This window comes from Streptomyces minutiscleroticus (assembly GCF_014650875.1).
Lineage (GTDB): Bacteria > Actinomycetota > Actinomycetes > Streptomycetales > Streptomycetaceae > Streptomyces > Streptomyces minutiscleroticus.
Genome location: NZ_BMVU01000013.1, coordinates 72,756 through 92,686 on the forward strand (window position 1 = coordinate 72,756; position 19,931 = coordinate 92,686).

Annotated in this window: 15 protein-coding genes; 6 read left to right on the top strand and 9 right to left on the bottom strand. The window is 75.0% G+C overall.

Annotated features, from left to right (window positions below; genetic code table 11):
* Positions 1-13 precede the first annotated feature (13 nt).
* Complete coding sequence (locus tag IE271_RS15755) at positions 14-511, top strand: hypothetical protein (RefSeq protein ID WP_190190930.1); 498 nt, start codon at positions 14-16, stop codon at positions 509-511.
* Positions 512-577: 66 nt separating this feature from the next.
* Here the strand turns inward: IE271_RS15755 and IE271_RS15760 are convergent, their stop codons facing one another.
* Both IE271_RS15760 and IE271_RS15765 read right to left on the bottom strand, forming a co-directional pair.
* Entirely contained in the window at positions 578-2,575 is a 1,998-nt protein-coding gene (locus tag IE271_RS15760; RefSeq protein WP_190190931.1) for an N-acetylmuramoyl-L-alanine amidase, read from the bottom strand.
* Between the two features lie 276 nt (positions 2,576-2,851).
* Positions 2,852-4,021, bottom strand: a complete 1,170-nt coding sequence (locus IE271_RS15765) for an aminoglycoside phosphotransferase family protein (protein WP_190190932.1) — start codon at positions 4,019-4,021, stop codon at positions 2,852-2,854.
* A gap of 235 nt (positions 4,022-4,256) precedes the next feature.
* Between IE271_RS15765 and IE271_RS15770 the strand changes: the two genes are divergently transcribed.
* Positions 4,257-5,810 (top strand): DNA-binding protein NsdB, encoded by a 1,554-nt coding sequence (locus IE271_RS15770; RefSeq protein ID WP_229919363.1) that lies wholly within the window; start codon positions 4,257-4,259, stop codon positions 5,808-5,810.
* A 105-nt stretch (positions 5,811-5,915) separates the two neighbouring features.
* On the opposite strand, the gene IE271_RS15775 is transcribed toward IE271_RS15770, so the two are convergent.
* Both IE271_RS15775 and IE271_RS15780 read right to left on the bottom strand, forming a co-directional pair.
* On the bottom strand, positions 5,916-7,346 hold the full coding sequence (locus IE271_RS15775) for a PP2C family protein-serine/threonine phosphatase (RefSeq protein ID WP_190190933.1): 1,431 nt from the start codon (positions 7,344-7,346) through the stop codon (positions 5,916-5,918).
* 266 nt (positions 7,347-7,612) lie between these two features.
* On the bottom strand, positions 7,613-8,626 hold the full coding sequence (locus IE271_RS15780) for a Gfo/Idh/MocA family protein (RefSeq protein ID WP_190190934.1): 1,014 nt from the start codon (positions 8,624-8,626) through the stop codon (positions 7,613-7,615).
* A gap of 398 nt (positions 8,627-9,024) precedes the next feature.
* Between IE271_RS15780 and asnB the strand changes: the two genes are divergently transcribed.
* Entirely contained in the window at positions 9,025-10,866 is a 1,842-nt protein-coding gene (gene asnB, locus IE271_RS15785) for an asparagine synthase (glutamine-hydrolyzing) (RefSeq protein ID WP_190190935.1), read from the top strand.
* Between the two features lie 7 nt (positions 10,867-10,873).
* Here the strand turns inward: asnB and IE271_RS15790 are convergent, their stop codons facing one another.
* From IE271_RS15790 to IE271_RS15800, 3 genes are all read right to left on the bottom strand, one after another.
* Positions 10,874-11,434, bottom strand: a complete 561-nt coding sequence (locus IE271_RS15790) for a DUF4232 domain-containing protein (protein WP_190190936.1) — start codon at positions 11,432-11,434, stop codon at positions 10,874-10,876.
* 395 nt (positions 11,435-11,829) lie between these two features.
* The gene (locus IE271_RS15795) at positions 11,830-12,294 is read right to left on the bottom strand and encodes a Crp/Fnr family transcriptional regulator (RefSeq protein ID WP_190190937.1); all 465 of its coding nucleotides are present in this window, start codon (positions 12,292-12,294) and stop codon (positions 11,830-11,832) included.
* A gap of 106 nt (positions 12,295-12,400) precedes the next feature.
* On the bottom strand, positions 12,401-14,146 hold the full coding sequence (locus IE271_RS15800; protein WP_229919364.1) for an alpha/beta hydrolase: 1,746 nt from the start codon (positions 14,144-14,146) through the stop codon (positions 12,401-12,403).
* Positions 14,147-14,411: 265 nt separating this feature from the next.
* On the opposite strand from IE271_RS15800, the gene IE271_RS15805 reads away from it, so the two are divergent.
* The gene (locus IE271_RS15805; protein ID WP_190190938.1) at positions 14,412-15,284 is read left to right on the top strand and encodes a GNAT family N-acetyltransferase; all 873 of its coding nucleotides are present in this window, start codon (positions 14,412-14,414) and stop codon (positions 15,282-15,284) included.
* Between the two features lie 1,001 nt (positions 15,285-16,285).
* Here the strand turns inward: IE271_RS15805 and IE271_RS15810 are convergent.
* Positions 16,286-16,729, bottom strand: a complete 444-nt coding sequence (locus tag IE271_RS15810) for an SPW repeat protein (protein ID WP_190190939.1) — start codon at positions 16,727-16,729, stop codon at positions 16,286-16,288.
* Between the two features lie 130 nt (positions 16,730-16,859).
* On the opposite strand from IE271_RS15810, the gene IE271_RS15815 reads away from it, so the two are divergent.
* Positions 16,860-17,318 (top strand): hydrolase, encoded by a 459-nt coding sequence (locus tag IE271_RS15815; protein ID WP_373308773.1) that lies wholly within the window; start codon positions 16,860-16,862, stop codon positions 17,316-17,318.
* Positions 17,319-17,545: 227 nt separating this feature from the next.
* Here the strand turns inward: IE271_RS15815 and IE271_RS15820 are convergent, their stop codons facing one another.
* Positions 17,546-18,607 (bottom strand): acyl-CoA dehydrogenase family protein, encoded by a 1,062-nt coding sequence (locus IE271_RS15820; RefSeq protein ID WP_190190940.1) that lies wholly within the window; start codon positions 18,605-18,607, stop codon positions 17,546-17,548.
* Positions 18,608-18,941: 334 nt separating this feature from the next.
* Between IE271_RS15820 and IE271_RS15825 the strand changes: the two genes are divergently transcribed.
* Complete coding sequence (locus IE271_RS15825; RefSeq protein ID WP_190190941.1) at positions 18,942-19,841, top strand: glycoside hydrolase family 19 protein; 900 nt, start codon at positions 18,942-18,944, stop codon at positions 19,839-19,841.
* Positions 19,842-19,931: the final 90 nt, after the last annotated feature.

Consider the following 19,931-nt stretch of genomic DNA (forward strand, 5'->3'; position numbering starts at 1 on the left):
GTACCATTGCGGCATGTCCTTCCTCCGCCGCCGCAGTGCCACCCCCGCCGGGCCCGACTTCGACGTTCTGGCCATGGACCCGGGCGACTGGCCGGGCAACCTCGGCGCGGGTCTGCTGCCCGCCCCCGACGGCAGCTGTCAGGGCGTCTTCCTGCGCTACGACCTGTTCGGCGGCCGCGGCCCCGCGATGATCATCGGCAATCTGCCGGAGGGCTCCCCGGCGCGCGAGGTCGCCGAGGGCGAGATCCCCTTCGAGGTGGCCCAGCTCCTGCTCGCCCTGGAGAACGACGAGGAGGTCACGGTCGTCGGCAGCGAGGACACGCCCGTCATGCAGGGCGACAACCTCCTGATCGTGCGCCGTCTGAAGCTGTCCGAGGAACGCATCTCCTGCGTCCAGTTCGACCGCAGCGACAACGTCCTGGTGACCATCGCCGCCTGGGACCGCCCCATCACCGACGACCTGTACGCACTGCTCAAGCCGCTGCCGGCGGAGCTCTTCCAGCAGGGCTGAGCGGCAGGAGCCGACGGTTCCCGAAGGGGCCGGGCACACGCCCGGCCCCTTCCCCGTGGTCCCGCCTCACCCGCCGGACGCCACCACCCGCACGTCGGCGGCCCGCACGAACGCCACCCGGTGGCCGAACTGGATCTCGTAGTAGAGATCGTCCCCGCGCACGACCCGGTGGGAGGCGGTGTCGAAGGTGACCGCGTAGGAGTACTCGCCCGGCACCCGGTCGCCGGCCACGTACCGCTGCCCCGCGAGCAGCCGGTACGGCAGCGGGGAGACCTGCTGGACCGGCACGTCCGCCGGGTACGCGTCCGCCTCCGGATAGGCCCGGCCGTACACCGGCACCTCCGCCAGGCCCTCGCGGGGCGTGACCACCGTCCCGGTCGCGCCCACCGCCGCCGGCCGCTTCCGCGGATTCTCGAACCACGCCTTCTGGCCGAGGTACCAGATCGCCGTCCAGTCGCCCCGCCGGTCCGCGACCGCGTACCGCTGGCCGGTGGACACCCGCGAGCCGAGGTCGTTGACGTCGGTCGTGGAGTCCCCGCCGTCCGGGCGCAGCCCGACGTCCTTGACCAGCGGCGCGTCGGCGCGCGGTGCGGTGTGCAGCCGCACGGCGCTCGACCCGTGCGGCGCGCACGGCTCGCCCGCGCCCTCGCAGCCCGTGTAGACCGGCCGGTTCCGTTCGTAGTGCGGCAGGATCGTCACCACCGGGGCGTCCGCGCGGGCCGTCGGGTGCAGCGGCGCGCCCAGCAGCGCGAAGTAGTGCCGCCAGTCCCAGTACGGGCCCGGGTCCGTGTGCATGCCCGGGATCGTGGCGGCCGTCGTCCCCGGCACGGTGTCGTGGCCGAGGATGTGCTGCCGGTCCAGCGGGACGCCGTACTTCCGGGCGAGGTACTTCACCAGGCGCGCCGAGGACCGGTACATCGCCTCGGTGTACCAGGCGTCCGGGTCGGCGAGGAAGCCCTCGTGCTCCAGGCCGACGGAGGCCGCGTTGACGTACCAGTTGCCCGCGTGCCACGCCAGGTCCTTGCCCTTCACGTGCTGGGCGATGTGGCCGTCGGTGGAGCGCAGCGTGTAGTTCCAGGAGACGTAGGTGGGGTCCTGCACCATGTTCAGGACCCCGTCCCAGACGCCTTCGGTGTCGTGCACGACGATGTACCGGACGCGCTGGGAAGCCGGGCGGTCGCCCAGGTCGTGGTTGCCGTAGTCGCCCTCGCCGAACTCCTCGTAGGGCGCCGGGACCCACTCGCAGGACACGGTCCTCGGGCACTCGGTGTCCGCCGCGGACGCGGTGCGCAGGCCGGCTCGCCCCAGCTGGGAGGTGTCCGGGCGCACCCCCGGCTCGGCGGCGAGGGCGACGCGCTGACCGCCGTCCGTGGTGCGGGCCCCGCCCCGGCGGATCACCTCGAAGACGTCGTCCGCGTACCGGGCCGCCGTGGCGCTGTCGTCCGCCCCGGAGAAGCGGGCCACGGCCCCGTACCAGCCGGCGCCGTCGCCGCCCAGGGGCTCGCCCAGGCGCCGCTGGGCGTCGGCGAGGAGGGCGGCGCCGCCTCTCACGTTGGCCGCCGGGTCGGTGCGCAGCCGCTCGGCGGGCAGCCCGGTCAACTCGGCCGCTCTGGGCAGGGTTCTGAGCCGGGCGGGCAGCTCGGCGGTCCGCGGCACCCCGGCGTCCGGGTGCGGCGCGGGGCGGGCGTCGTCGCCGCGCGGGTCCTCCGCGGCGTCGCCGTGGTGGGACGCCGCGGTGCGGGCGAGCGCGGTGCGGGCGTCGGTCAGGTGCATCGGGCCGTAGCCGCCCGTGACGCTCGGCGCGCCCCCGTGCGCGTCCCAGCGGGACTGCAGGTACGAGACGGCGAGCAGCACGCTGCGCGGGACGCGGTACTCGGCCGCCGCGGCGGTGAAGGCGTCCTGCAGCCGGGCCGGGGAAGCGGCGGCGGTGGTGGTCGCGGTGGTGCCGGGCGGTGCCGCTCCGAGCAGGGGCAGCAGCAGGGCGGCGGAGGCGAGGGCGCCCGCCGCTCTGCGCGACCGGCCGTGTCGGGCGGCCGGTCCGGTGCCGGTGGCGGGTCCTCGCAATGCAGCCTCCTACGAACGGGCGTTGACGGGCCGTGCGGAGCCGAACGACAGTGGTAGCGGCTCCCGGACGATCCGTCAATCACCTGTGCGGTACGGCGATTTCCCACGTCAGCGGCGGTGGACGGGATTTTCGCCGCGACGGCCGACGGGCCTGCGCGGCGTCAGTGGCATGGACCAATGATCCGCCCGGCGTCGCGGTCGGCCGCGACGCCGGGCGGGCACGCGGAGGCCCGCGGTGCGCCTCCCCGTCCGGGCGCACCGCGGGCCTCCTCCCCGTCAGCGAGTGCCGACCGCCGCGCGTACGGCCCGCCGGGCCAGCTGGCAGTCGTCGTGCAGCCGCCGCAGCAGCAGCCGCTGTTCCTCGCCGGACGGCGCGGCACCGGGGTGGGCGGGGCCCGGCGCCTTCGGGGCCGTCTCGTGCATCGAGCGCTGCACCGCCGTCTCGTACGTCCGGATCTCGCGGGTCAGGACGAGCATCAGGTTCACCAGGAAGGCGTCCCGCGCCGCCGTGCCCGCCTGCTGGGCGAGCTGGCTGATCTGCCGCCGCGCCATCGGGGCGTCCCCGAGCACCGCCCAGAGCGTCGCGAGGTCGTACCCCGGCAGGTACCAGCCCGCGTGCTCCCAGTCCACGAGCACCGGGCCCGGGGGCGACAGCAGGATGTTCGACAGCAGCGCGTCGCCGTGGCAGAACTGGCCCATGCCCTGCCGCCCCGCCGTGTGCGCGATGCCGTGCATCAGCTTCTGCAGGTCGCCCATGTCCCGGTCGGTCAGCAGCCCCAGCTCGTGGTAGCGCGCGATCCGTGCGGCGTAGTCGAGGGGCGCGTCGAACGTGCCCGCCGGCGGCCGCCAGGCGTTGAGCCGGCAGATCGCGCCCAGCACCGCCCTGATGTCCGCGCGCGGCGGCGCCTCGGCCGGATGCCGGTGCAGCGCCGCGGCCCGGCCGGGCATCCGCTCGACGACCAGGGTGCAGTTGTCCGGGTCCGCCGCGATCAGCCGCGGCACCCGCACCGGCGGGCGGTGCCGCACGAACGCGCGGTATGCCGCTATTTCGTGGCGGATCCGCTCCTTCCACAGGGGCGAGTGGTCCAGTAAACACTTGGCGACGGCCGTGCTGCGCCCGGTCGTGCCGACCAGGAGCACGGAGCGTCCGCTGCGACGCAGCACCTGCACCGGAGTGAACTCCGGGCAGATCCGGTGCACCGACGCGATGGCCGCGCGCAGCTGCGTCCCCTGGGGGCCGGACAAGTCGAGTCTCCCGCTGAGCGGTGGGGTGCCTGGTCCCGGTACGCGTCGTGTCCGGCCCGCGCCGAGCACGGAGGGCCCCTGGCGCGCGGGGTCGTAACGGGCTCCGTCGGGCGCCTCGCCGGGCCGGCCTGCGCCGGGGACGGGAGGGCGCGTACGGAGCGACCGGGGCGGAGCGGACACGGAAGACGATGCTGCGTACATGAGCGGATACAGATCCCTTCGTGTGCCTGCGAGGTGCGGCGCCGCCCGGCCCGGCCGACGAGGAGCACCCTGGGGAATGTCCCTGCGGCGGCCGGGTCGGGATGGCGCACTCCTACCCGACACCCGGTGGCCAGTGGCACACCATCTGGCGCACCCTGGCGAACCCTGGCGAATAGTCGCTCAGCAACTGACGGAGGGTTACTGTCAATTTCAGCCGAGAACCTGGGGGCTTGACGTGAGCGGACAACCCAACACCCGTCTTTCGGACCTGTTCGGCCTCGCCGGCTGGTCCAAGGGCGAGCTCGCGAGGCTGGTCAACCGGCAGGCGGCGGCCATGGGCCACCCCCAACTGGCGACCGACACCTCGCGGGTGCGGCGGTGGATCGACATGGGAGAGATCCCGCGCGATCCGGTGCCGCGGGTGCTGGCGGCCCTGTTCACCGAGCGTCTCGGCCGTGTCGTGACCATGGAGGACCTCGGTCTGGTCCGGCACGGGCGCACGGGGAGACGGCAGGGCGGCGGGGATGCGGAACACCCCGACGGAGTGCCGTGGGCGCCCGAGCGGACCGCCGCGGTCCTCACCGAATTCACGGGAATGGACCTCATGCTCAACCGACGCGGCTTGGTGGGCGCGGGCGCCGCGCTCGCCGCAGGATCCGCACTCAGCAGCGCCATGCACGACTGGCTGCAATCCGATCCGGCCCTGGCTGCCGACGCTCCCGACTTCGACCGACCCCTGCACGCCGACCCCGCTGGGTTCGACCGCTACGAGGCCGCCCCCATCGGGTCGCAGGAGATCGAGGAACTGGAGCGTTCGGTCGAGGTGTTCCGGGCCTGGGACGCGGCCCGCGGCGGCGGGCTGCAACGCAAGGCCGTCGTGGGGCAGCTCAACGAGGTGGGCGGCATGCTCGCCTACCGTCACCCTGACCATCTGCAGCGGCGCCTGTGGGGCGTCGCGGCCAACCTCGCCGTCCTCGCGGGCTGGATGTCGCACGACGTCGGCCTGGAGCCCACGGCCCAGAAGTACTTCGTCATCGCCGCGCACGCGGCCCGGGAGGGAGGGGACCGGCCCCGAGCCGGGGAGGCGCTGTCCCGCGCCGCCCGCCAGATGGTGCACCTGGGGCGGCCGGACGACGCTCTGGACCTGATGAAGCTGGCCAAGGCCGGCTCGGGCGAGGAGACCCTGCCGCGGGCCAGGGCCATGCTGTACACCATCGAGGCCTGGGCGCAGGCGTCGATGGGGCAGGGCCAGGCGATGCGCCGCACCCTGGGCCGGGCGGAGGACCTCTTCGTCTCGGACAAGGGCGACGTGCCGCCGCCGAGCTGGATGCAGATGTTCGACGAGGCCGACCTGCACGGCATGCAGGCGCTGGCCTACCGGACGCTGGCGGAGCACGACCCGGCCGCGGCCACCACGGCGCAGCGCCACGCCAAGGAGGCCCTGGACCTGCGCGAGAAGGGCCGGCAGCGGTCGCAGATCTTCGACTACCTGTCGCTCGCCTCGGCCTGCTTCATCGCCGACGACCCCGAACAGGCGGACCGCTACGCACGGCTGGCCCTGGTGTCGATGGGGGCCAACTCCTCGCACCGCACCTGGGACCGGCTGCGCGAGATGTACCGGCTGACGGCGCAGTACTCCGGCTATCCGAAGATCAACGACCTGCGCGAGGAGATCGAGAGGGCCCTGCCCAAGGGCGGGGCCAAGTCCGCCAAGTCCAAGGCAGGACAGCCCAAGGGGTCCGGGCCCGAGGAATCCGAGGGGGGCGACGGCGCGTCGGCGCAGGCGTGACAGGCGTAGCGGAATCGAACCCGGACGCCGAGCCGCACACGGGCGTCCGGGGCGGGAATGCCGTTCGGGACAGGACGGAGATCGGGACAGGACGGAGAAGGGTGTTCAGGAGACGACCCTCGCCACGAGGACGCAGGCGTCGTCCTCGCGGTGCGTCTCGTCGAACTCCTCCACGACCGTCCGTACGCAGTCCTGCGCGGTGCGCGCCTCGCCGAAGCGGGGGGCCAGGCCGAGGAGCCGGTCGGCCGCCGCCGCGCCGCCGCGCCGGGGGACGAGTCCGTCGGTGTGGAGGAGCAGCAGGTCGCCCGGTTCCAGCCTCACCTCGGCCTGCCCGTAGGCGGCGCCCGGGGTGGCACCGAGCAGCACGCCGTCCGGTGGCGTCAGGGCGTGCCCCGTCCCGTCGCGGAACAGCAGCGGGGCGGGGTGTCCCGCCTGTGCCCACACCAGCGTGCGGTCCTCGGGACGGTAGCGGCAGCACACCGCGCTGCCCAGGACCGGCTGGACCGTGCTGTCCAGCAGCTGGTTGAGCCGGCCGAGGAGCAGCGCGGGACCGGTGCCGCACATCGCCATGCCGCGCACCGCGCCGAGCAGCATCGCGGTACCGGAGGTCGCGGCGGCGCCGTGCCCGGTGAGGTCGCCCACGGACAGCAGGGCCTCGCCCTCCGGCAGTTCGAGGGCGTCGTACCAGTCGCCGCCGATCAGTGCGCCCGTCGCCGACGGCAGATAGCGGGCGGCCAGGTCCAGGGCGCGCGGACCCTGGCGCGGGAGCCGCAGGGAACCGCGCCACGGCGGCAGCACGGCCTCCTGCAGCTCGACCGCGAGCCGGTGCTCGGTCTGCGCGAAGTGCCGCTGGCGCTGCAGCGAGTCACGGGTCTCGCTGACGGTCCGCCGGCGGCGGCGCAGTTCGCTGACGTCCCGCAGCACCGCCCACATCGAGGCGGTGCCGCCGTCGGCGTCGAGCACGGGCTCGCCCATCATGTGCACGGTCCGCACGGTGCCGTCCGGGCGCACGATCCGGAACTCGCCGTCGATGGGCTTGGCGTCCACGAGGCAGTCCGTCACCATCGCGGTCAGCCGCGCGCGGTCCTCGTCGTGCACCGCGGCCGGCAGTTCGTCGAGGGTGAGCGGGGGAGTGGCCGGATCGCGGCCGAGGATCCGGTACAGCTCGTCCGACCAGTTCGCCTCGTCGGTCAGCAGGTTCCAGTCGGCGCTGCCGACGCGGCTGAGCAGGGAGCCGGGCCGGGGCGCGGGCGGCACGGCCCCGGCCATGGGGTCGGCCCGGGGGACGGGCGCGACGGGCGGCGGGCCCTCCCGGAGCTGCGCCAGGTGGGCGTCGAGGTCGTCGAGCTGGTGCACGGCCAGGTCGTACAGGGCGCGCTGCCAGCGGTCCTGCGGGTCCGATCCGGCGGCCGGCGCGTCGCGGCGCACGGCGTCCACGTCGCCCCGCAGCCGGCGGGCCAGCGAGATCAACGCGTCGACCGCACCGTGCGGGGACGACCGGGCGGCCGGACGGTCCGCTGGGAGATGGGACGGCATGACGTACTCCGATACGGGAACGATACGGCCGGCGGTGTACGGAGGGACCGGTTACGACTTTCGCACAGCCGGCGACGCGCTGTAAGGGATTCGGCGACACCCGATACGGTGGTGCATCGGGCATATGCCCGAGTCTTGTCGAACCGGGTGCTCACGCCCAGGTCCGGGCCGTTCCGGCCGCCGGTCCCGAGGGGACGGCGGGCGCGGCGCCCGGTTCCCGCGGGCCCGAGGGGGCGCGTCGGGCGGGCGGGGAGCGGGGGCGCGCGTCAGGCGAACAGGGGCGGGCGCGGGGCCAGTTCCACGGTGGTGCGGGCGCCGGTCCGCTGGGAGCGGACGCCCGCCTCGGCGGTGGCGGACGCGGCGTAGCCGTCCCAGGTGCCGGGTCCGGTGACCTCTCCCCGCCGGGTGGCGTCCACCCACTCCTGGACCTCGCGGTCGTAGGCGCCGGCGAACCGCACGAGGTAGTCCTGCGGCACCTCCTCGCTCGCGGCGCCCGACGTGGTCACGACCATGGCGCGGTCCTCGCCGATACGGGCGCTGCCCGCCTCGCACACGGCCTCGCACCGCACCTGGTAGCCGAAGCCGGAGTTGACGAGGATCTCCACGTCGACGAGGACGCCCTCCTCGGTCTCCAGCAGCACGAACTGTGGGTCGAGCAGTCCCTCGGGGGCCCGCGCCGTCGAGCGCGGGCGCAGCACGGTCACCGCGGCCGGCTCCTGGCCCAGCAGCCAGCGCGCCGCGTCGATCTCGTGCGACACCGAGCTGTCGACCAGCATCGCCGAGGTGAAGCCGGGCGGGGAGGAGACGTTGCGGTGCGTGCAGTGCAGCATCAGCGGGCGTCCCAGGCGGCCCGAGTCGAGCAGGGCCTTGAGCCGCCGGTACTCGGTGTCGTACCGGCGCATGAAGCCGATCTGCGCCAGCCGCCGCCCGAGCCGCGCCTCCGCCTCGACCACCCGCAGCGCCCCCGCCGCGTCGGGCACCATCGGTTTCTCGCACAGCACCGGCAGCCCGCGCGCGAAGGCCGCGAGGAGCGCCTCCTCGTGGGCCGGGCCGGGCGAGGCGATCAGGACCGCCGCCACGCCCGGCGCGTCGAGCGCGGCCTCCGCCTCGGTGTGCACCGACACCCCGTCGATGCCGGCCGCGGCCTCTTCGGCCCGGTCGCGGTCCGGGTCGCCGACCGCCGCCACCCGGGCGCCGCTCACCACGCGGTCGAGCCGCCGTATGTGGTCGGCCCCCATGCGGCCCGCGCCCAGGACCGCCACTCCCAGTGGTTCGCTCACGTTCTCCGGGCTCCTCTCGCCTCGTCCCCCCGGTTCGGCCGTGCGATGCGCGGGTGATCAGCGTTTCACGTGGGTCAAGGGTGCCCGGAGCCGTACGCGTCCGGCCCGCCCCGACGAAAGTTGGGACGCCGTTGATCAAGTCTTTGCCCGTGGCCGATTCCCGCCGGTCAGAGCCTGGTGACGCCGGGTTCCGACGGCCGTGCCCCCCTTCCGGGCGGCCGAAAAGAGGGGGTGCGGAGCGATGCGCATGTTACGGGCACGTTGACTGCGGGGCCCGTGTGCCACACCCTCGAAATGTAGGTGCCCAATACAACTGATTTGCCGTCGAGAACGGGTGTGTCTGCAGAAATCACAGGTGGACGCGTTGCTCGATGTCGGCAGGATGCAGGAGGTAACACATGTGTGGCATTGCCGGCTGGGTCTCCTTCGACCGTGACCTGCGCACCGAGGGCGGGACATTGGATGCGATGACGGAGACGATGGCCTGCCGGGGCCCGGACGACCGCGGCACCTGGACGGACCGCTCCGTGGGCCTCGGGCACCGCAGGCTCGCCATCATCGACCTGCCCGGCGGACGCCAGCCGATGACGGTGGAGACGCCGCAGGGCACGGTCGCCATGGTCTACTCCGGCGAGACGTACAACTTCACCGAACTCCGCGGCGAGCTGGCCGGGCGCGGTCACCGCTTCACCACCGACTCCGACACCGAGGTGGTCCTGCGCGGCTACCTCGAATGGGGCGAGGCCGTCGCCGAACGCCTCAACGGCATGTACGCGTTCGCGATCTGGGACGGCCGGCACGACAAGCTCGTGATGATCCGCGACCGCATGGGCATCAAGCCCTTCTACTGGTTCCCCACCGCCGACGGCGCCCTCTTCGGCTCCGAGCCCAAGGCGATCCTGGCCAACCCCCTCGCCCCCGCCCGGGTCCGCCTCGACGGCTTCCGCGAGCTGTTCACCATGGTCAAGACGCCCGGCCACGCCGTGTGGGACGGCATGCGCGAGGTGGAGCCCGGCACGGTCGTCACCGTCGACCGCACCGGCCACCGCCGCCACGTCTACTGGGAGCTCCAGACCCGTCCGCACACCGACGACCGGGACACCAGCATCGCCACCGTCCGCTCGCTGCTCGACGACATCGTGCGCCGCCAGCTCGTCGCCGACGTGCCGCGCTGCACCCTGCTCTCCGGCGGCCTCGACTCCTCCGCGATGACCGCCCTGGCCGCCCGGCAGCTCGCCGAGCACGGCGAGAAGGTCCGCAGCTTCGCCGTCGACTTCGTCGGCCAGGCCGACAACTTCGTCGCCGACGAGCTGCGCGGCACCCCGGACACCCCGTTCGTGCACGACGTCGCCCGCGTCTGTGGCACCGACCACCAGGACATCGTCCTGGACTCCCACGCCCTGGCCGACCCCGAGGTGCGTGCCCGCGTCGTCCGCGCCCGCGACCTGCCCATGGGACTCGGCGACATGGACGCCTCGCTGTACCTGCTCTTCAAGGCGATCCGCGAGCACTCCACGGTCGCGCTGTCGGGCGAGTCGGCCGACGAGGTCTTCGGCGGCTACCTGCAGTTCTTCGACGAGGAGGCGCGCCGCGCCGACGCCTTCCCCTGGCTGGTGCAGTTCAGCCGGCACTTCGGCGACGACGCGGACGTCCTGCGCCCCGACCTCACCGCGGCCCTGGACCTGCCGTCGTACGTCGGCGACAGCTACCGCGACGCCGTCTCCGGCATCCGGCGCCTGGACGGCGAGAGCGACTTCGAGTACCGGATGCGGCGGATCTGCCACCTGCACCTCACCCGGTTCGTGCGCATCCTGCTCGACCGCAAGGACCGGGCGAGCATGGCGGTCGGCCTGGAGGTGCGGGTGCCGTTCTGCGACCACCGGCTCGTCGAGTACGTCTACAACACCCCCTGGGCGCTGAAGTCGTTCGACGGCCGGGAGAAGAGCCTGCTGCGGGAGGCGACCGCGGACGTCCTGCCGAAGTCCGTGTACGACCGGGTCAAGAGCCCCTACCCGTCCACACAGGACCCCAAGTACGCGGTCGCGCTCCAGGACCACGCCAAGGACCTGCTGGCCCGGCCCTCCCACCCGGTCTTCGACCTCGTCGACCGCGAGCGGCTGCACCGGGCGGCCCACCGCGACGTCCCGCAGATCACGCAGGCGTCGCGGCGCGGCCTGGAGCGGGCCCTGGACCTGGCGCTGTGGCTGGACCTGTACTCCCCGGAGCTGGTCCTGTCCTGACGGTGCGTCAGGCCGTGGGCGCGTTCTTCAGCGCCTCGTCGGCGGCGGCCGCGGACGGCTGCCACCACGTCGTCACCGGCTCCCAGACGACGATCGCGGCACCGGCGCCGATCTCGCGCGCGGTGAAGGTCCGGCCGCGGTGCGCGGGGTCGGCGGCGACGGTCAGCGTGTCCACCCGGCGGGCCTGCGGGTCCGCCGGGTCGGCGACCGTGCGTACGGCCGCGTACGCCGTGCCGCCCGCGCCGATCCGGTACGGGCCGCTCGTGCCGGCCGGCACCGGCAGGGCCGCCCCGTCGAGGTCCCCGAAGGTCACCGTCGGGACGCGGTCGACGGCGCAGGCGCGCGGGCTGCGGTTGGTCACGTCGATCCGCACCACCCCGGCCCTGTCGGCCGCCGCGGCGCGCACCGCGAGCGCCTTCTCCGGGCAAGGGGCGGGGCCCGGCGCGGTGACCCCGCCGCCGGGCGCGGCGGAGCCCTGCGGGGCCGCGAGGAGCAGCACGGCGGCCGCGGCGGGCAGGACCGAGAGGGCGGCGGCGGTGCGGATGGAGCGGACGGAGCGAGTGCGCATCGGAGAGGTCTCCAGTTCCGTACGGGTGCGGTGTGTGCGGCGCGCCCACGGCGGCGCCCACTCGGTGGGACGGCCCGGACGAACCGGAGGTTGTACCGGAATCACTCACGTTCTCCGCATGTCCCGCCGGACGGCGCGGCGCGGGGGCGCGCGGGCCCTCCCGGCCGGCGCCGGGTCCCGGGCGGCTCGGCGGGCGCCCTCGACCGGACGGCCGCTCCGGGGAAGGGGAGCCGCTGCTGTGCCGGCGCGGTGGCGCCGTCATCGGCGCCGGGGGCGTCCGGTCCCGATGGGGCCCACGGCCCGGCGGACGCCCCGGATCCGGTGGGTCCTTCGGCCGGTCCGCGCCCCGGGCCGCCCGGGCGGCCGGCCCGGGGCGCGGACCGGCCGGCGCGGGCTCAGCCGTGGTCGGGGCGGCCGCCGCCGTACGGGGCGTACAGGTCGAGCAGCCGGGCCCGGGCCGACTGCAGCCGGTGCGCGAGCACGTGGCCGGCCCAGCCGGCGACGGCCGCGCCCAGCACGGGGTCGGCCTCGCCCATCGCCCGGACCGCCGCGTCGAACTCGTACGCGCGCACCGGGCTCGTGGCCTCCGCGCCCATGCGCCGAACGTGCGGCGTGATCAGCCAGGACCAGCCGACCAGGGCGTTGTGCCCGAGGGTCTCGATCACCGCGGCCCCGCGGCCCGGCACCCGCATGTCGAGGTCGACCGTCCCGGTACGGACGATCCGGAACCGGTCCGCGCGCCCGCCCTCCTCGAAGAGGCGCGTCCCCAGAGGGAACGCCGCCTCCCGGGCGACGCGCATGAGCCGTTCCCGGTACGGGGCGGGCAGTACCCGCGGTGCGGCCGACGCCGAGGTGCTCATGTCCCCTGCCTCTCGCCGGAAGTTCGCCCTCCCGCACTGGCCGCGCGCCTCGTCCGGGACCATGGGCCGCCCGGCCCCGGGAGCGGGCCGTACGTCCTGGGACCCCTCACTCCGCCGGGCCGCACGAGCTCCCGTCGGGCGGCAGCGAGCCGTACAGCAGGAAGTCGTCGACCTTGCGGTGCACGCACTCCGACGAGGCGTAACCGGTGTGGCCCTCACCGCGGTTGTCGAGCACCACGGCCGAGGGGCCGAGCCGCCCGGCGGTCTCCACCGTCCAGCGGTACGGGGTCGCCGGGTCGCCGCGGGTGCCCACCAGCAGCATCCTCGCGGAGTCGACGTCGCGCACCCGCTCGCGGATGTAGTCGGTCCCCGCGGGGCGGCCGTAGCACATCAGCACCTGGGCGAGCCGGTACCGGCCGAAGACCGGCGACGCCTCCTCGTACTCGGCGCGCAGCCGGCCGAGGTCGCGCACGATCCGGTCGGCCGAGGGGCGGTCCGGGTCGTCGGCGCAGTTGACGGCCATGAGCGCGGCCGGGAGGTTGTCGTAGGGCACGTCCTCCTGGGCGACGACGCCGCCGTCCGCCGGCGCGTCCCCGGCCGCCGCGGACACCGGGCCGGCGGGTGGGACGAGGGACGCGCCGGCGGACGGGGCCGCGGGCTCGCCGGCCGGCGTGACCCGAGGGGTGTCCGTCCCGCCGCGGACGGCCGGCACGAAGGCCCCGGCGGCCCCGCCGCGCACGGGTGGGACGAACGGCACGCCCACCCCGCCGGCGGTGAAGCCCATGACCGCCCGGGGGTCGCCGTCCTCCACCAGCGCGGCCAGCGCCCGCGACAGCGACGGCCACAGCTCCTTGCTGTAGAGCGCCTGCCCGATGGCGCCCACGAGGTCCTGGCCGGAGAGGTCGTCGCCGAAGCCGGTGGGCACGGGGGCGTCGTCGAGCGAGCGGACCAGCTCCTGGACGTACTCCCGCGCGGTCCGCGTGTCCTGCCCGAACGCGCAGGCCACGTCCTCGGTGCACCACTTGAGGAAGTCGTCGAGCGCGGTCTGCTGGCCCTGGGCGGCGGCCCTGCCCTGCTCGGCCAGGGAGTCGGTGAGGGTGTCGACGCCGTCGAGCGCGAACCGGCCGACCCTCCGCGGGAACCGGGCGGCGTAGACCGCGCCGAGCCGGGTGCCGTAGGAGAAGCCGAGGTAGTTGAGCCTGGCGTCGCCGAGGGCCTGGCGCATCACGTCCAGATCGCGCGCGGCGTCCACCGTGCCGATGCGGGACAGGAGGGGGCCGGAGCGCCGCGCGCACGCGTCCGCCGCCCCGCGCAGCTCCTCCAGCGCCGCGCGCGGGTCGGCCGCCCGCGCGCCGGAGTCCGCGGCCTCCAGCGCGCGGGCGGTGCTCCCGCCGCAGGTGACCGGCGAGGTCGTGCCGACGCCGCGCGGGTCGAACGTCACCACGTCGTAGCCCTCCGTCAGCCCCATGAAGTCGTCGCCGGCCGCCGCGAGCTGCAGGATGCCGGGGCCGCCCGGGCCGCCGAAGTTCAGCACCACGGAGCCGCGCGACGGTCCGGTCGCCCGGTAGCGGGCGAGGGCCACGTCGAGGGTCGGGCCGTCCGGCCGCGCGTAGTCGACCGGCACCGTCACCCTGCCGCACTGCAGGTCGGCGGGTATCGCCGGGTCGGGACAGGCCGACCAGCGGACCTGCTGGCGGTAGAAGCGGGACAGGCCGTCCCGGTCGGACAGGCCGTCCCGGTCGGACGGGCCGTCCTGGCCGGCGGCCGCGGCCACCGGCGGGAGCACGGCGCCGACCAGGGCCAGCGTCGTCGCGGCGCAGGCCAGGGCACGGCCTCTGGACGTGGACAGCATCGACAGCCTCCAGGAACGCCCGGCCCGGTCCGGCCGGGGGACGCCCCCTCGCTCACGATAGGCGGCCGCCCCGCACCCCGCCTCCGGACGGGCGCGGCGGCCGGCCGTGCCGTACCCTGCCCGCCCGCGCCGCGTTGATAAGAGGGCGGGCCCTTGGGAGGATGCGCTCGTCCCGCGCGTCCCGGCTCCCGACGACGGATCCCGAACGAATCGAACCGAATCGAACCGGATCGGACCGAACCGGCCGACAGAGGAGAGCGCGATCATGACCTCCACGGAGAACGGCGGCCTCGTCGTCACCCGGGCCACGCCGGACGACTGGGAGACGGTCCTCGGCTGGGCGGCGGACGAGGGCTGGAACCCCGGACGGTCCGACGGCCCCTGCTTCTTCGCCCAGGACCCCGAGGGCTTCTTCGTCGGCCGGATCGGCGGGGAGCCCGTCTCGGCGGTCTCGGTCGTCCGCCACGGCCCGGACTACGCCTTCCTGGGCTTCTACCTCGTCCGCCCGGACCTGCGCGGCCGCGGGCACGGCATCGCCACGTGGCGGACGGCGCTCGCCCACGCGGGGAGCCGCACGGTGGGCCTGGACGGGGTGCCCGCGCAGCAGGACAACTACCGGCGGTCGGGGTTCCGGCTCGCGTACACGACCCTGCGCTTCGGCGGCGTCCCGCACCCCGCGGCGTCCGGGGCCGGGGACCCTTCCGCCTCCGACGTCCGGCCCGTGGCGCCGGGCGACCTGAGCGCCGTGACCGCCTACGACGGCGCGTGCCACCCGGCCGACCGCCCGGAGTTCGTCCGGCGGTGGCTGACCGCGCAGGGGCACCGGGCGGTGGTCCGCGTCGTCGGCGGACGGCTCACCGGGTACGGCGTGATCCGGCCCGCGCGCGAGGGGTGGCGGATCGGGCCGCTGTTCGCGGACGCGGCGGCGGACGCCCGCGAGATCCTCCTCGCGCTGGTCGCCGGGACCGGCGGGGAGCCGGTGGCCGTCGACGTCCCGACGGACCGCACGGAGGCCGTCGCGCTGGCGGAGGAGTTCGGCCTGGCCCCGTCCTTCGAGACGGCCCGCATGTACACCGGCCCCGTCCGCCGGTACGCCGCCGACCGCGTCTTCGGGGTCACGACGCTGGAACTGGGCTGACCCGGCGGGGCAGGGCGGGGCGGAGCCCGGCTCGGCGGACCGCGGCCCCGGCCCTTCCCGCCGCCGTCCGCCGCGCCTTCGCCGCCGTCCGCCGCGCTCCGTCTCCCGGACGCCGACGCCATGTCCGGCTCGACGACCGGACGGAACACCGCGCGCACCGGCCGCGTGCACAGCACCGTGATCAGCGCGACGGCCGCGGCGGTCACGGCCGGTTCACCGGGTGGCGTGTGGATCCACGGGCGGTCGTACCACTCCCGGAAGCGGGACGACTTGATCACGAAGCCGTGCAGTGGACAGCCGTACATCGTGCCCGCGCCCAGCGTCGTGGACCACAGCCGGCGGCCCGGCACCCAGGCCAGGAAGCAGGCCGTCAGCAGCGCCGGACCGAACAGCGCGGGCGTCGTGAGAAGGCCCACCAGGGGGACACGCCCCGCCCGGCCACGCTGCCGCGGTGGTACAGCCGGCCGGCGTCGAACCCGGGCGCCACCGCGTACGCCGTCACGGCGGGCGGCGCGGCGCACGGGCCGAACGGGCCGCAGACGTGGACCGGTCGGCCCTCCGCACCCGGACGGCGCGGCTGGCACGCTGTGCGACGTGGCGACGAGCCACCCGGACGAAGAGCCTCCCGCAGCGCCTCCAGCCTCCCGCGTCAGGCGCCCGGTCGAGGCGGCGGACCGCCGGCTGCCGAGGGGGAGCCGTGTCGGCGGGGCCCCGGAACCGGGTGGCTCTCGCTGCGTTCTGCCCCGGGGCCGTCTCACCGGGCGAGCGTCGCGGCCGGCCGTAGCGCGAGCGGGCCGTCCGGCCCGCCGGGGAGCCGACGGTGGCCGCCCGGTCCGTCGAGGAGCCGGCACCTGCCGTCCGGTCCGCCGTGAGGGCTTCGGCCCGTGCCGTTCGGTCCAGGAGGGTGCGGGGCTCGGTCCAGGAGGGTGCGGCGCCGCGCGCGTACGCCGGCCGCCCCGCGGTCCGCGGGCCGGCCGGCGCTTCGGGGCGGTGCGGGTCCGCTACGGTCGTGAGCCGCTGCGCATGACGGCCGCCGCGCACGCCGCCGTTCCGAGGACGAGGGCGAGCGCGCCGATGACGATGTTGTTCCAGATGACGCCGGCGTCCGGGTGGGAACCGACGATCCAGGGCGCCACGATCATCCATATGCCCATCGCGCACAGCGGCCCGCCCAGGCCGTACATGCGCTGCGGCGAGGAGGCGAAGCCGAGGGCCAGGACACCGATGGCGATGCCCATGATCAGGTTGTGTGTCGCGAGTGCGGGATGGCTCGACGTGTAGTGGAGGATCCACGGCGAGACGGCACAGTACAGACCGAGCAGGAACACCGGTCCGTCCAGGAGCGTCACATCGCGACCGCCGAGCATGCGGTCGTAACGTGCCCGCATTTCGGGAACGTCGGGGTGGCCGGTGATGTCACCCCGGGTGTGTGAGACGTTGGCCATGGGACTCGTGCCCTCCGATCTCGGCAGGAGCGACCGCGGACGCGGTGCGCTGTAGGCACTGCATGAAAACCATTCTGCGCCTGTTCGGGTGATATGTGCATTTTTAGGCGTTTCAGCGAGAGAAGAGCAGGTGGGAGCGGTGGGGCGGGACGGGGACGACGTGCTGGAACGGCTGCCGGACGCCTTCTGGAGGACGCCGTACGTCGGCGCGCGCTTCCCCGGCTCGCCCGCCGTGCGGGACCGGCCGGGCCTCGCCGAGGGGGCCAACTGCCAGCTCTTCGCGTACGAGGTGCTGCGGCACTTCGGCCGGGCGCCGCGGCCCTGGCGCTCCAGCGACCTGTGGGCCGACACCCTGCTGACCCGGCGTGTCCCCGTCGGCGAGCCCCTGGACCTGGTCCTCTTCAACGCCACCCGTGACCCCTACGGCGCCCACGTGGGGGTGGTCGTGGGGGAGGGGCGGGTGCTGCACCTGTGCGCGGAGGCGGGCCGTCCGGCGGTCTGGGGCAGGGCCGAGTTCGCCGCCCGCGAGCGCTACCGGACCCTGATCGGCTTCAAGCGGATGGCGCCGGACGCGGCCGCGCGGGGCTGAGTCCGGCACCCGGTCCGCCGTGGCGGACCGGGTGCCGGGCGGCACGCCCGCAGGGGTGCCGCCGGGCGGAGGCGGGAGCGGGGTCCGCGCCGCCGCCCGGCGCGGCAAGGAGCCCGCCGAGCCGCGCCGTACCCACTTCCGCCTCCGGGCGGTGCGGGGATGCACCCTGCGCGAGGGACTTCCGGCCGGCGGGGGGAGGAGCCACGTCCCTCCCGTCGGGCGTCCGCTCAGGGGCCGGGGTGCCCCAGCGACCCCAGATGGGCCTCGCGCACGTTGGCCGTCTGCCCCTGCACCAGCAGGAACAGCCCCTCGCGGGCGAGGCGTTGCGCCCGGCTGCCCAGGTCCAGGGAGCGCCCGCCGCCCGCCACCACGGCCGCGGTGGTCGCCGCCCGCATGAGGTCGTAGGCCCGTGTCTTCAGGGCCAGCCGCTCCGCGACGTGCTCGTGCGGCACCGGGTGGTCGGCCAGGGCGTACGCCTGGCGGCGGACGCGGTCGAGCCGGGTGCGCAGGGCGCGCGCCGTCCGTGCCGCGTCCTGGTCACCGCACTCCTCCAGCACGCCCAGGGCGGCCCGGGCGATGCCGAAGACGGCCGGGGCGGCGTTGGTGTTCCTCGGCCGGTCGGCGGCGGCCCACCGCTCGTAGGGCAGGCACAGCACGACGGCGTCGTCCGGCACCTTGAGACCGGTCAGCTCGACCGAGACCGTGCGGGTGGCGGTGAGCGCGGCGAGCCGCATCGGCGGGGACGGTCTCAGCCCGGTCTGCTCGCGCGCCTCGACCGCGGCGAACAGCGCCTCCCCGTCGTCGGTGACGCCCGCCAGCAGCATCACGTCGTTCAGGCCCCAGCCGGTGTACCAGGGCACGCGGCCCTCGAAGCGCCAGCCGCCCCGCGCTCGGCTCGCCCGCACCCGCACCCGGGGGTGGGCGCGCAGATGCGCGTACGCGACCCCGGCCAGCAACTCGCCCTCGGCCAGAGGGCGCAGCAGCCGGTCGCGGACGGGTGCGGGCGCCTCGCTCAGCAGCCGGACCGGCGTGTGGTGCTGGGTCTCCAGGAACCAGGTCGAGCAGCACGCGCCGGCGAGGATCTCGGCGATCTCGCGCCGGACCGCGGCCGGGGCGGCGGTCCCGCCGTGGGCCACCGGAGCGCTCGCCCCGAGCAGCCCGGACCGCTTGACCGCCGCGACGTGCCCCGCGGGCAGGCCCTCCCGGTCGACCCGTTCCGCGTGGGGTGCCAGCACCTCGGCCGCGAGGCGCCGGGCGCGGTCGACGAGGGGGTGGGGTGCGTTGCTCATGGGGGGATTCTGCCGGTGCCGCCCCGCGCCCCGGAGGCGGCCTCCCCCTCGGGCGTGGTGCCTCCGGAGGCCGCCACGCGGCCGCTCGGGCGCGCCGTCGGGAAGAGGTACCGCCGGTGGAGCGCCCTGACCGAAAAAGATGCGTCACGCCACGGAAAATGCGACGAAATTGGTCTGGACCCTTGACTGGTACATACCAATCCGCTTGGCTGTGCTGCCCACCCCCCACCGTGGCCGCACCGCTTCCGTGGGCGGCGTTCCGGACCGGCCCGCACCGTCCGGGAGCCGTCCGCCGGATCCGCGTGCGGCCGCGTCCGACAGAGGAGTTGACCCCGTGTCGAAGCGTCGCGTCACCTCGGTTCTGGCCGCCCTCGCCATCGCGGCCTCCGTGCCCGTCCTCGCCCCGGCCGCCCCGGCCTCCGCTGCGGCCGCCGCGGCCTGTTCGAGCTACCCGAGCTGGGTGGCCGGGCAGTGGTACGCCGCCGGCAGCATCGTCCGCTACACCGACGGCAAGGCCTATGTCGCGGAGCACGACAACCCGGGCTACGACCCCACGATCAGCACCTGGTACTGGGAGCCGTACGCCTGCGACAACGGCCCCACGAACCCCTCCCAGGGCTTCGTCGTGAGCGAGGCGCAGTTCAACCAGATGTTCCCGAACCGGAGTTCGTTCTACACGTACGCCGGTCTGAAGGCCGCGCTGAGCGCCTACCCGGCCTTCGCCAACACCGGCAGCGACACCGTCAGGAGACAGGAGGCGGCCGCCTTCCTCGCCAACGTCAACCACGAGACCGGCGGCCTGGTGCACGTGGTGGAGCAGAACACCGCCAACTACCCGCACTACTGCGACTGGAGCCAGCCCTACGGCTGCCCGGCGGGCCAGGCCGCGTACTACGGGCGCGGGCCGATCCAGCTGAGCTGGAACTTCAACTACAAGGCGGCGGGCGACGCGCTCGGCATCGACCTCCTCAACAACCCCTGGCTGGTGCAGAACGACCCGGCCGTGGCCTGGAAGACCGGTCTGTGGTACTGGAACACGCAGAGCGGCCCCGGCAGCATGACGCCGCACAACGCGATGGTGAACGGCGCGGGCTTCGGCCAGACCATCCGCAGCATCAACGGCTCGCTGGAGTGCGACGGCAGGAACCCCGCGCAGGTGCAGAGCCGCGTGGACGCCTACCAGCGGTTCACGCAGATCCTGGGCACCACGCCCGGGTCCAACCTGTACTGCTGACGAACGCGGGGCGGCGGCCGCGTGTCGCCGCCCCGTCGGCTCCCCCTCCCTTCTTGACCGGTACAGACCAAGCCGCTTGAGTGTGCGCAG